13 protein-coding genes and 1 pseudogene are annotated in these 12,015 nt (G+C 74.0%); 7 read left to right on the forward strand and 7 right to left on the reverse strand.

The features are described 5' to 3' along the window. The 3 genes from MHY29_RS08355 to dnaK form a co-directional block, all read right to left on the reverse strand. Window positions 1–331: DnaJ domain-containing protein (locus MHY29_RS08355; protein ID WP_239240062.1), on the reverse strand; the 331-nt coding region annotated here is incomplete at its 3' end. Window positions 332–431: 100 nt separating this feature from the next. Further along, window positions 432–1,094, reverse strand: a complete 663-nt coding sequence (locus MHY29_RS08360) for a nucleotide exchange factor GrpE (RefSeq protein WP_224356434.1) — start codon at window positions 1,092–1,094, stop codon at window positions 432–434. A gap of 145 nt (window positions 1,095–1,239) precedes the next feature. Then, on the reverse strand, window positions 1,240–3,096 hold the full coding sequence (gene dnaK, locus MHY29_RS08365) for a molecular chaperone DnaK (protein WP_224356433.1): 1,857 nt from the start codon (window positions 3,094–3,096) through the stop codon (window positions 1,240–1,242). A gap of 236 nt (window positions 3,097–3,332) precedes the next feature. On the opposite strand from dnaK, the pseudogene MHY29_RS08370 reads away from it, so the two are divergent. Both MHY29_RS08370 and MHY29_RS08375 read left to right on the forward strand, forming a co-directional pair. Beyond that, window positions 3,333–3,554: pseudogene (locus tag MHY29_RS08370) on the forward strand (DNA starvation/stationary phase protection protein); the annotation flags it as partial. A 241-nt stretch (window positions 3,555–3,795) separates the two neighbouring features. Next, entirely contained in the window at window positions 3,796–4,356 is a 561-nt protein-coding gene (locus MHY29_RS08375; protein WP_224356432.1) for a hypothetical protein, read from the forward strand. A gap of 89 nt (window positions 4,357–4,445) precedes the next feature. On the opposite strand, the gene MHY29_RS08380 is transcribed toward MHY29_RS08375, so the two are convergent. Next, on the reverse strand, window positions 4,446–4,814 hold the full coding sequence (locus MHY29_RS08380; RefSeq protein WP_239240064.1) for a hypothetical protein: 369 nt from the start codon (window positions 4,812–4,814) through the stop codon (window positions 4,446–4,448). A 214-nt stretch (window positions 4,815–5,028) separates the two neighbouring features. On the opposite strand from MHY29_RS08380, the gene MHY29_RS08385 reads away from it, so the two are divergent. The 5 genes from MHY29_RS08385 (at window position 5,029) to MHY29_RS08405 (ending at window position 10,463) form a co-directional block, all read left to right on the forward strand. Continuing rightward, the gene (locus tag MHY29_RS08385; protein WP_239240067.1) at window positions 5,029–5,424 is read left to right on the forward strand and encodes a hypothetical protein; all 396 of its coding nucleotides are present in this window, start codon (window positions 5,029–5,031) and stop codon (window positions 5,422–5,424) included. Beyond that, a complete protein-coding gene (locus tag MHY29_RS08390) occupies window positions 5,421–5,972 on the forward strand; it encodes a roadblock/LC7 domain-containing protein (RefSeq protein WP_224356429.1) in 552 nt (183 codons plus the stop codon). Before MHY29_RS08385 ends, MHY29_RS08390 begins: the two co-directional genes overlap by 4 nt. 145 nt (window positions 5,973–6,117) lie before the next feature. Then, window positions 6,118–9,288, forward strand: a complete 3,171-nt coding sequence (locus MHY29_RS08395) for an MMPL family transporter (protein ID WP_239240070.1) — start codon at window positions 6,118–6,120, stop codon at window positions 9,286–9,288. A 78-nt stretch (window positions 9,289–9,366) separates the two neighbouring features. Then, a complete protein-coding gene (locus tag MHY29_RS08400) occupies window positions 9,367–10,113 on the forward strand; it encodes an aminotransferase class IV (protein ID WP_239240073.1) in 747 nt (248 codons plus the stop codon). Between the two features lie 71 nt (window positions 10,114–10,184). After that, a complete protein-coding gene (locus MHY29_RS08405; RefSeq protein WP_224356426.1) occupies window positions 10,185–10,463 on the forward strand; it encodes a DUF4235 domain-containing protein in 279 nt (92 codons plus the stop codon). Between the two features lie 108 nt (window positions 10,464–10,571). Here the strand turns inward: MHY29_RS08405 and mnhG are convergent, their stop codons facing one another. The 3 genes from mnhG to MHY29_RS08420 all read right to left on the reverse strand — a co-directional run. After that, window positions 10,572–10,940: a monovalent cation/H(+) antiporter subunit G gene (gene mnhG / locus MHY29_RS08410; protein ID WP_224356425.1), complete on the reverse strand. Its 369-nt coding sequence runs from the start codon at window positions 10,938–10,940 to the stop codon at window positions 10,572–10,574. Further along, on the reverse strand, window positions 10,940–11,281 hold the full coding sequence (locus MHY29_RS08415) for a monovalent cation/H+ antiporter complex subunit F (RefSeq protein WP_224356424.1): 342 nt from the start codon (window positions 11,279–11,281) through the stop codon (window positions 10,940–10,942). The genes mnhG and MHY29_RS08415 overlap by 1 nt, the downstream gene beginning before the upstream one ends. Further along, the coding region (locus tag MHY29_RS08420) for a Na+/H+ antiporter subunit E (RefSeq protein ID WP_370643487.1) at window positions 11,278–12,015 on the reverse strand (738 nt) is incomplete at its 5' end. The genes MHY29_RS08415 and MHY29_RS08420, both read right to left, overlap by 4 nt.

Here is a 12,015-nt window from a genome sequence, read left to right on the forward strand (position 1 = left end):
TCACGGTGGGGTACGCCGACCTCCGCGACCCGACGGACCGCCCGGAGTACGACGCGACCCGCTCCAGGGGGGGGGGGGCCCGGTTGGGGGCCCCGCCGCCCATGGAGCGGATCGCGTCGTACTCCTGGCGGTCCTTCGGGTCGCTCAGGACGTCGTACGCCTCCGAGATCTCCTTGAACCTCTGCTCCGCCGCCGCATCCCCGGGGTTCTGGTCCGGGTGGTGCTTGCGCGCGAGCGTGCGGTACGCCTTCTTGATGTCGGACTCGGAGGCGTCCTTCGACACCCCCAGGACCTGATAGAAGTCCTTCTCGAGCCAATCCTGCGAGGCCATGGTGCCTCCTCTCCGTTCGTGTCTGCTGTCGTCGTGCGTGGCGGTCCGGGCCCGGGGCGCCGCGTCGTGCGGCGCCCCGGGATCCGCCCGTCCTGGCCGGTCAGTCCTGGCCGGCGGAGACCATCACCTGGGCGGCGCGCAGCACGCGGCCGTCCCGGGCGTAGCCGTTGCGGAAGACCTGCACCACGTGGTCCGCGGGGACCTCGGCGTGGGGCTGGCGCATGACGGCCTCGTGGCGGACTGGGTCGAACTCGACGCCGGCCAGCGCCTCCTGGTCCTCGCGCTCCAGTCCGAGGCCCTCGAGCGCGGTCATGAGCTTCGCGGCGATGGCCGCGAACGGGCCGTCCTCGAGGTCGCCGGCCGCGCGGGCGGCGTCGAGGTCGTCGAGCACCGGCAGGAGCGCGGTGACGGCCTTGAGCACGCCCTGCTCCTTGGCGACGTCGCGATCGCGGTCCACGCGCCGCTTGTAGTTCACGTACTCGGCCTGCAGGCGGCGCAGGTCCTCGAGCAGCTCGGCCTCGCGGTCGGAGCCGGCGGCCGGGAGGGCCTCCGCCTCGGCGGCCGCGCCGGCCTCGTCGAGGATCTGCTCGGCCTGGGACAGGGCGTCGCCGGAGTCCTGGGGCGCCTGACCCTGCTCCTGCGCGGGCACGGTGTCCTCGCCGGCGCCCGGGGTGCGGGCCTGGCCGGTCTCCGGGTCGATGCGCCGGCGGTCGCGGATGACCGGCTCCTCCGGGCTGGGGGTCTCGTTCTGGTTCTCGCTCATGCTGGGGTCCTTTCGTCACGGGCCGCGGCGGGCGCGGCGTGGGAGGTGCGGGAGAGGACGGCGGGCCGGCCACGCGGGTGGTGCCCTCGTGGCCGGCCCGCCGGTGCCGCCGGGGCCCGGTCAGCGCCGGACCCGATCGGACGGGTCAGTTCTTCTTCTCGTCCTCGTCCTCGACGACCTCGGCGTCGACGATGTCCTCGTCGGCCTGCGCGGAGCCGGACTCGGCGTCGGGCTGGGCGCCCTCGGCCGACTGCTGGGCGTACAGCGCCTCGCCGATCTTGACCTGGGAGGCCTGGAGCTTCTCGAACGCGGCCTTGACCTCGTCGTCGTTGTCCTGCTTCTCCAGGGCGGCCTTCAGGGCGTCGACGTCGGCCTGGACCTCGGTCGTGACGTCCTCGGGCAGCTTGTCCGCGTTGTCGGCGAGCAGCTTGTCCACGGAGTACGCGGACTGCTCGGCCTGGTTGCGGCGCTCGGCGGCCTCGCGGCGGGCCTTGTCCTCCTCGGCGTGGGACTCGGCGTCCTTCACCATGCGGTCGATGTCCTCCTTGGACAGCGAGGAGCCGCCCGTGATGGTCATCGACTGCTCGGTGCCGGTGCCCTTGTCCTTCGCGGAGACGTGCACGATGCCGTTCGCGTCGATGTCGAAGGTGACCTCGATCTGCGGCATGCCGCGCGGGGCGGGGGCGATGCCGGTCAGCTCGAAGGTGCCCAGGGCCTTGTTGTCCCGGGTGAACTCGCGCTCGCCCTGGAACACCTGGATGGACACGGAGGGCTGGTTGTCCTCGGCCGTGGTGAAGGTCTCGGAGCGCTTGGTCGGAATGGCGGTGTTGCGCTCGATGAGCTTGGCCATCACGCCGCCCTTGGTCTCGATGCCCAGCGAGAGCGGGGTCACGTCGATCAGGAGCACGTCCTTGCGCTCGCCGGCCAGCACGCCGGCCTGGACGGAGGCGCCGATGGCGACGACCTCGTCCGGGTTCACGCCCTTGTTCGGCTCCTTGCCGCCGGTGAGCTCCTTGACGAGCTCGGACACGGCGGGCATGCGGGTGGAGCCGCCCACGAGCACCACGTGGTCGATGTCGGAGACCTTGACGCCGGCCTCCTTGATCACGTCGTTGAAGGGCTTGCGGGTGCGCTCCAGCAGGTCCTTGGTGAGGTCCTGGAACTTGGCGCGGGAGAGGTGCTCGTCCAGGTGCACCGGGCCCTCCGGGGTGACGGAGAGGTACTGCAGCGAGATGTTGGTGGAGGTGGCGGAGGAGAGCTCCTTCTTGGCCTGCTCCGCGGCCTCCTTCAGGCGCTGCAGGGCGATCTTGTCGTTGGACAGGTCGGCGCCCTTGGACTTGGCCTGCTGCAGCAGCCAGTCGACGATCCGCTGGTCCCAGTCGTCGCCGCCGAGGCGGTTGTCGCCCGAGGTGGCGCGCACCTGGATGGTGGCGAAGTCGTCCTCGTCCTTGGCGACCTCGAGGAGGGACACGTCGAAGGTGCCGCCGCCCAGGTCGAAGACCAGGATCAGCTCGTCCTCCTTGCCCTTCTCCAGGCCGTAGGCCAGGGCCGCGGCGGTGGGCTCGTTGATGATGCGCTTGACGTTCAGGCCCGCGATCTCGCCGGCCTCCTTGGTGGCCTGGCGCTCGGCGTCGTTGAAGTAGGCCGGCACGGTGATCACGGCGTCGGTGACCTTCTCGCCGAGGTACTCCTCGGCGTCGTGCTTCAGCTTCATCAGGGTGCGCGCGGAGATCTCCTGCGGGGTGTACTTCTTGCCGTCCACCTCGGTGGTCCAGTCCGTGCCCATGTGGCGCTTGACGGACGCGTAGGTGCGGTCCGGGTTGTTCACGGCCTGGCGCTTGGCGACCTCGCCCACCAGGACCTCGCCGCCCTTGGAGAAGGCGACGACGGACGGGGTGGTGCGGGCGCCCTCCGCGTTGGCGATGACGACCGGGTCGCCGCCCTCGAGGACTGCGACGACGGAGTTGGTGGTGCCGAGGTCGATGCCGACTGCACGAGACATGGTGTGTCCTTTCCTATCTGACGGTGAGAACCTGGCCCGCGCCGCCGGCCGGGACGCATCCCGACGGGCCCGCTTGAGCCTTCGCGACTCAGGTTGCCACCGCCCCTTCGGCGGTGTCAATGAACCTGAGTCGATCCCACTCATGTTCGCTGTGTCCGGGTCAACGCGCGGTGATCCGATTCCATTCCCGGCCCGTCGGGTCGACGCCGGACCCTTCCGACGCACCGCCCGCGGCGGTGGACTCGCGGGCACGCGCCTCCACCGACCCCGGGCTGTCCGTCGAGGACGGGCACCACGTCGCCGAGGTCCTGCCGGTCCGCCTGCACGCCCTCAACGACCTGCAGCTGACCCTGAAGCACGCCCACTGGAACGTGGTGGGCCCCGGCGTCATCGGCGTCCACGAGATGCCCGGCCCGCAGATCGAGAAGGTCCGCGCGATGGTCGACGCGATCGCCGAGCTCGAGCTGTTCCCGCGGTCCATGCGCTCCTTCCCCGCCACCGACGACGGCGAGCTGAGCCACGCCGACGCGCTGCGCGAAGCCGAGGCCGCCAAGCAGAAGTGACCTGCCGTCGGTCCGCGTGACCGGATGCGGACGAGGGCCCCGCCGGGCGGATCCGGCGGAGCCCTTCGCCTGCCCGGGCGGGCGGGAGGTCCTCGGGACGGACGGCCGCCCGGTCGGCGACGTAGGATCGGGCGCCGTGAACGCCTCCACCGAGCCCGGCACGGCGCGCCCCGGAGGGCCCGTGAGCGCGCCCCGTCCCGCGCTGATCGGCCTGGACGGCCGCTCCGGGGCCGGAAAGACCACGCTGGCCGCGGCCCTGGCGGCACGCCTGGCCCCGCACGCCCGCGTGGACGTCCTGCACATCGAGGAGATGTACCCGGGGTGGGACGGCCTCGCCGCCGCCACGGCCGACGACGGCCCCTACGTCCGCGCGGTCGCCGCCCTCGCCGCGGGACGACCCGCCGGCTGGCGCGCCTGGGACTGGCACGCCGGCGCCCCCGGGGAGGCGCGCGCCCTGGACCCCGACGCGCTGGACGTCGTCGTCTGCGAGGGCGTCGGAGCCCTCTGCCCCGGCGCCCGCCCGCTGCTGGACCTCGCCGTGTGGGTCGACGCGCCCGAGGACGTCCGGCGCACCGCCGCGCTGGCCCGGGACGGAGACGCCTACGCGCCCCACTGGGAGCGCTGGGCACGGCAGGAGGAGGCCTACCTCGCGGCCGCGGACCCGGCGGGCGCCGCCGACCTGCGCCTGTCCACCTGAGTCGACCCTGGCGTCGCGGACCGGGGGGAGAGAGACGCCCGACGCCCCGCCGAGCCGAGGGCTCGACGGGGCGCCGTGGGCGCCACCGGTCAGCGGAAGTTGACGGTGTGACGGTTCACGGCCGAGCGCAGCAGCGCCAGGTTCGTGGCGGAGCGGTCCGCGGCGAAGTACAGGAAGGTGCGCTCGTCGAGCATCTTGATCAGGTGCAGCTGGTCGCCCAGGGTCAGCAGCATGTCCTCCAGGGTGGTGCGGATGTTGAGCACCTGGATGGTCTTGAGCTTGGACTTGACCATCTCGGAGTTGTAGGCGGAGGCGACCTCGAGGTCGAAGTCGGCGCGCGTGGAGCGCGAGGCCAGCGGCATGCCGGTCTCCATGTCGACGATCGAGGCGCCGATGAAGCCGTTCACGTCGGCGTTGATGTTGTCGATGATGCGCGTCAGCTCTTCCTGGCTGGCCATGGTGATCTCCTGGGGGTCGGGGGATGTGGGGTCCGCGGGGGTGCCCGCATGTCCGCCGGACACGGAGCCGAGGCGGGGCACCGCCGCTCCGTCGTCGGACGAGCGGGCGCATGCGCTCGCGATTCTAGACATCCTCCTCGGTACGCGCCCCGAGAGGACCCCCCTGTCACCAGCCCCGTCCGACGCCGTCATCGGCGCCACCACGGCGCGCCAGGTGGTGTTCGTGGGGCCCATGGGCGTGGGCAAGACCACGGCGGTCACCGCGCTCTCCGACGTCTCCGTGGCGGGCACCGACGTGCGCCGGTCCACGCTCGCGTTCACCGAGCCCGCGCAGGACGGCAAGACCACCACCACCGTGGGCATCGACTACGGCGAGTGGACGGACCCGGAGGGGCGCCGGATCGCCCTGCTCGGCACCCCCGGGCAGGTGCGCTTCTCCTCCGCCCGCGACTCCGTCACGGCCCGCCGCGCGCGCCTCGTGCTCTGGGTCTTCGGGCAGCGCCCCGACGCGGCGTTCGAGATCGGCCGGTGGCTGGAGCTGCTCGGCGACGAGTCCGTGTGGGGGCGCACCGTCGCCAGCCTGGCCCTGACCCCCGGGAGAGCCGCATGACCGACCAGAACCCGCACCAGGAGCCGGCGGACGTGGTCGCCGGCGGCCCCTCCGACGCCGAGGAGGTGACGCTGGACCCGGAGATCGCCGAGCACTGGGAGCTGTGGTCCCGCGTGATCGGCACCATGGCCCTGCCGCGGCTGCAGCAGCTGCAGCGGGAGTTCCCGGAGATCCGCAGCGCCATGCTGTGCACGGCGGACGGCATGAACCTCCGCTCCCTCGGCGTGCCCCAGGCGGACGTGGGCCGGCTGGCGGCCCTGAACTCGTCGATGTACGCCGTCGCCTCCTCGCAGGCGGAGATCGTCTCCTCGGGCGCGGCGTCCCCGCAGCAGGCCATGGTGAGCCTGTCCACCGGCCACGGCCACGTGGTGCTGGCCAGCTTCGTGCAGCCGCCCCTGGGCCAGCTGCCGCTCTCCGTCTCCGCGGACACCGCGCAGCTGGGCTTCCTGGTGGTGCGGGCCCGCGAGGCCGCCGTCGGCATCCAGGAGTGGCTGACGCAGGAGCAGGCGAAGGACGCCTCACTGCCGGAGACCCGCCCCTCGGCCTGACCCGGCCCGACCGACGGGGCCCGCCGCCGGAGCCTCCCCCGACCGGAGCGCCGCGCTCCGCTTGACGTAGGATGTGCGCGTCCGCCACCTCCCGGCCGGCGTCCCCGCTCCCCGCTCCCCGCTCCCGCACGGAAGGCACCGCCCCATGGCCACGCTCCTCCACCGCCTCGGCCTCGCCTCCGCGCGTCGCCCCTGGGCGGCGATCCTCGCCTGGCTCATCGCCCTGGCCCTCGCCGTGGGCGCGTTCCTCGCGTTCAGCGGCACCCTCACCACCGCGGTGACCATCCCCGGCACGCCCACGGCCCAGGTCACGGACCGGCTCAAGGAGCAGTTCCCGGACGCCGCCAAGGGCACCGGCCAGGTGGTCTTCGCCACCGAGGACGGCTCCGCCTTCACGGAAGCCCAGCGCCGCGCGGTCAGCGACGCCCTGCGCGGCGTGGAGGGACAGGACGCGGTGGATTCCGTGGTGGACCCGTTCGACGTCGCCCGCCAGCAGGACGAGGCCCGCACCGCCCTCGAGGACGGCCGCCGCCAGATCGCCGAGGGCGAGCAGAAGATCGCGGAGAACGAGAAGGCCCTGGAGGACGGGCGCGCGCAGCTGGCCGAGGCGAAGGACAAGGCCGACGCGGGCCAGAAGGAGCTCGACGCCGCCGCCGCGCAGCTCGACGCGGGCCAGGAGAAGCTCGACGCGGCCCGCGCCGACCTCGAGGCCCGCGGGCTGGACGCCCTGCCCGCCGAGGCCACCGCGCCCCTGACCGAGGCGCAGCAGAAGCTGGACGCCGGCCAGGCCGAGTACGACGCCGGTGTGGCCGCACTCGAGGAGCAGCGGCCGGCCCTCGAGGCCGCCGAGGCGGAGATCGCGAAGCAGGAGGCCGCCCTCGAGCAGGCCCAGGCGCGGTTCGAGGCCGGGCGTGCGCAGGCGATCGCCCAGGCGGAGGCCGCCGGGGCCACCCCGGAGCAGGCCGCCGCCGCGGTCGACGCACGGCTGGCCCCCGAGCGGGAGAAGCTCGACGCCGGCGCCGCGCAGCTCGAGGAGGCCCGCGCGCGGACCGAGGCCGGACGCGCCGAGTTCGACGCAGGCGAGGAGAAGCTGGCGGCCGCCGCCGCCGAGCTGGAGCAGGGCCGCGCACAGCTGGCCGCGGGTCGGGAGAAGGCCCTGACCGCGGCCCGTGCCGAGCTGGACGCCCAGCAGCAGAAGATCGACGCCGGCCGCGCGGAGCACGAGCAGGGCGTGCGGGAGCTCGAGGCGGGCCGCGCCGAGATCGCCCAGAACGAGGCGAAGCTCGCCGACGGCCCCGCGCAGCTGGAGCAGGCCCGGAAGGACCTGGCCGCCGGCCGGGAGAAGGCGGACCGCGGCCAGCGGATGCTCACCCTCACGGACGGCTACCGCGTGGTCTCCGAGGACGGCTCCGCCGCCCTGGGCACGGTCGCGTTCGACCGCCCCTCGCTGGACGTGACCACGGAGCAGAAGACCGCCGTCATCGACGCCTTGGCCGACGCCGACATCCCCGGCGTGCGCGCCATCCCCACGCAGGCGCTCAACGCCACCATGCCCTCGCTGATCGGCCCCGGTGAGGTCGTCGGCCTGGCCGTGGCGGCCCTCGTGCTGGTCCTCATGCTCGGCACCCTGGTGGGCGCGGGCCTGCCGCTGGTGAACGCGCTGATCGGCGTCGGGGTGGGCGCGGCCGGCGCGCTGGCCTTCTCCGGCGTCGTGGAGATGATGTCCGTGACCCCGGTGCTCGGCATCATGCTGGGCCTGGCCGTGGGCATCGACTACGCGCTGTTCATCGTCAACCGGCACCGGCTGGAGCTCAAGCGCGGCACCCCGCTGCACGCGTCCATCGCCCTGGCCAACGGCACCTCCGGCAACGCCGTGGTGTTCGCCGGCATCACCGTGGTGATCGCGCTGGTGGCCCTCAACGTCACCGGCATCCCCTTCCTGGGCCTGATGGGCACCGTGGGCGCGGTCTGCGTGGCCGTGGCCGTGCTCGTGGCGGTCACCCTCACCCCCGCCCTGCTCTCCCTGGCCGGGATGCGGATCCTCTCCCGCAAGGAGCGGGCCCGCCGGGCCGCAGAGGCCGCCCCCGTCGCCGACGACGCCGCGGCCCCCTCCGGCTCGCACGCGGCCGCCCCCGTCTCGCGCTCGGCTGCGCGCGCCGTGCGGGACGCCCGCCGCCGCCGGCGCATGTCCACGCCGGCCGCGGTCGCCACCGTGCTCGCGTCGGCCGCCGCGCTGATCGTCGTCGCCATCCCCTTCGGCAGCATGCGCCTGGGCCTGCCCGACGGCGCCTCCGAGCCCGTGGGCTCGGACTCCCAGGTCTCCTACGAGCTGATCGCCGACGAGTTCGGCGAGGGCTACAACGGGCCCCTGGTGGTCACCGTGGACCTGCCCTCCGGCCTGGACGAGACCACCGCCGAGGACGCGCAGGTCCAGGTGGGCGAGCAGCTCAAGGGCCTGGAGCACGTGGCCGCCGTGGTCCCGGCCGGGTTCAACCAGGACCGCACCACGGCCATGTTCCAGGTGCTTCCGGAGGAGGGACCCAACGCGATCTCCACGGGGGACCTCGTCCACACCCTCCGGGACACCGAGCCCGCCGGGGAGGCGTCGAACCTCGGCGTGGCCGGCGTGACCTCCGGGTTCATCGACGTCTCGGAGAAGCTCTCCGCCGCGCTCCCGCTGTACCTGGGCGTCGTCGTCGGGCTGTCCCTGCTGATCATGATCCTGGTGTTCCGCTCGATCCTGGTGCCGCTCATCGCGACGGGCGGGTTCGTGCTGTCCGTGTTCGCGGCCATGGGCGGCGTGGTGGCCATCTACCAGTGGGGCTGGCTGGGCGGCCTGTTCAACGTGCACGCGCCCGGCCCGGTGCTGAGCTTCCTGCCGACCATCATGATCGGCGTGCTCTTCGGCCTGGCCATGGACTACCAGCTGTTCATCGCCTCCGGCATGCGGGAGGCCTACGCCCACGGGCAGCCCGCGCGCGACGCCGTCATGACCGGCCTGCGCGCCGGCCGCGCCGTGGTGACGGCGGCGGCGATCATCATGATCTCGGTGTTCGGCGGCTTCGTGTTCTCCCACGACGCGATGATCCGCCCCATCGGCTTCGGCCTGGCCTTCGGCGTGCTGCTGGACGCGTTCGTCGTGCGCCTCCTGCTGATGCCCGCGCTCATGCACCTGCTCGGCGACGCCGCCTGGTGGCTCCCGAAGTGGCTGGACCGGATCCTCCCGGACGTGGACGTGGAGGGCGCCGGGCTCGAGCGGCACGGCGCCGCCGGGGAGGCCGCCGACGCCGCCCCCGTGGGCGCGGACCGCGCCTGAGCCCGGGCATGGGCGCCGGGCTATCCTGGCGCCCATGCCCACCTCGGCCGCCTCGCCTCCTCCGCCGACGCCCTCGGGATCGCCGCCCCCGACCCGGAGCCGTGGCGCGCCGCGATCGAGGCGGGGCTGGCGGGGTTCGCCGCCGCGAACCCCGTGGCCCCCGGCGACCGGCTCTCCGTCCGGCTCACGGTGACCCGCGGCCCGGAGGCCCCGGCCGGCGTCGAGGCCCGGCCCACGGCGTGGGCGCTGCTCACCCCGGCCGCCCGCACCTCGGACGCCGAGCGCGCGGAGGGCGTGCGGGTGCTGCTGCTGGAGCGCGGCCTGGACTCCGCCGCCGTCGAGGGCGCCCCGTGGCTGCTCACCGGCGCGAAGACCCTCTCCTACGCCGTCAACATGGCCGCCCTTCGCCACGCGAAGGCGCACGGCGCGGACGACGTCGTGTTCACGTCGGCGGACGGCTACCTCCTGGAGGGCCCGACCTCCACCCTGCTGCTGGCCCGCACCGGCGCGGACGGCACCCGCCGGATCGTCACCCCGCTGCGCCAGAAGGGCATCCTCGCGGGCACGTCGCAGTCCGTGATCTTCGCCGCCGCAGAGGCCGCCGGCTGGCGCCTGGGCTACGGCCCCCTGGCCCCCGCCGACCTCGACGGCGCCGACGGGCTGTGGCTGGTCTCCTCGGTCCGCGGGGTGCTCCCCATCCGCACCGTGGACGGCCGGGACGTCCCCGTGGACGCCGAGCTCACCGAGCGCCTCCAGGCATGGCTCGACGCCGACGGCGACCCCGGCGTGCACGTCAGCGGCGACCCGGTCCGGGACGAGGACTGAGCCCTCCCGCTAGGGTGGTCCGAGGGCCGCGCGCACGGCGCGGCGACGCTCTCTGAACGGAAGGCATGCACATGGACAAGGTCATCCAGAAGGTCCTGGCCACCGGCATCACCGTCGTCGGCGGCATCGTGGCATCCCGCCTCGTGGCCGGCGGCTGGAAGCTGGTCACCGGGCACGACGCCCCCTCCGACGCCACGGACGAGACCGTGCCGCTGGTCGAGGCCCTCGCCTTCACCTTCGCCTCGGCGGGCATCGCCTCGGTGCTGAAGGTCGCCGGCCAGCGCGCCGCCGCGGAGGGCGTGCGCAAGGTCGCCCAGAAGACCTCCAGCGACGTGGACAACGAGGTCTGAGACCTCCCCCGCGCGGGTCCCGCCCGCACCGTCACGGCCGCCGCCGGGCAGGAGCTCGACGGCGGCCGTCGTCCTCCCCGGGCGGGCGCCGGGCGCCGGGCGCGGAGGTCAGCGGGCGTCCGGGTCCTCACGCGGCCCGGGCTCGGCCTGGGCGGCGAGGTCGTCCCGGTGCAGCAGGTCCCGCCGCACGTGCTTGGTGCGGTAGCCGGTGCGGCTGATCAGGTGCGAGGCCACCGGTGCCGTGATCATCTGGGTCACCCAGGCCAGCACGAGCACGGGCACCCACGCCCACGCCTGCCACAGCACCGCGACGCCGCACGCCATGAGCAGCAGCCCCAGGACCTGAGGCTTGGCCGAGGCGTGCATGCGGGAGAGCAGGTCGGGCAGCAGGGTCATGCCCACGCCGGCCACGAGGGAGAAGAAGGCACCGCCCACCAGCAGGGCGGCCGCGAGCCAGTCGGTCCAGGCGGCGTCCATCACGCGTCCTCCCTCGGGGCCGGGACGTCCGAGGTGCCGGGCACCAGGGCCTCATGCTCCTGCGGGTGCTCGGGGCGGCGGTCCTCCACGAACCGGGAGACCATCACCGAGCCCATGAAGCCGACGGCGGCGGCGAGCAGCACCAGCACGACGGTGTCCGTGCGGCGGTGCACGCCCATGTCCAGCAGCAGCGCGCCGGAGAGCACCACCAGCAGCACGTCCGTGGCCGCGGCGCGGTCGAGCAGGGAGGGGCCGCGGGCGATCCGGTACAGCGCGCCGACGGCGCCGACGAACAGCATCGCGCCGCCGATCCAGGCGGCGAGGGTCAGGGGCAGGCTCATCGGTCTCCTCCCGGGGCGTCGGGCTCGGGTCGTGCGTCGACGGGCGCGGGGGCGACCGGCCCGGGGGTGTCGGGCAGCAGCTCCGCGCGGTAGGCGGGGTGCCGGCGGCGCTCCTCCACACCTTCCGGGTCCGGGGCGGAGTCGGGGTGGTCCCGCAGGACCGCCACGTCCGCCCGGGTGCCGACGGCGCGGATGATGTCTGCCTCCACCCGCAGGGCCTTGGCCCGATAGTCGGCGACGTCGGCGTCCGTGGTCGCGTCCAGCACGTGCAGGTAGAGCACCCCGTTGGCCCGGTCCATATCCAGCACGATCGAGCCCGGCACCAACGCCAGGGCGTGGCTGACGAGGGTGAGCACGATGTCGTCGTGGCTGCGCAGCGGCACGCGCACCACGGAGCTGCGCACCGTGCGGCCACGGGTGAGGATCACGCGCGTCACGGACAGCGAGGACGCCACCACGTCCGCCAGGAAGCGGCCGGTGAACACCAGGGCGTGCCCGGGGTGGAAGCGGCCCCCGAAGGGGATCGGCGGCATGGGGAAGAGCACCACCACCAGCAGGGAGAACAGCAGGCCCGTGAGCGCGACGTGCGCGGAGAAGTCCTGCCACACGGCGCACCACATCAGCACGAGGGCCAGCAGCAGGGGCCACTGGCGCAGCACGGAGCGCACCCCGCCCGGGGCGGGGTGCGCTCCGTGCTGCGCCAGTGGCCCCTGCTGCTGGCCCTCGTGCTGATG

The sequence above is a fragment of the Micrococcus sp. ACRRV genome, assembly GCF_022346985.1.
Classification (GTDB): domain Bacteria; phylum Actinomycetota; class Actinomycetes; order Actinomycetales; family Micrococcaceae; genus Micrococcus; species Micrococcus porci.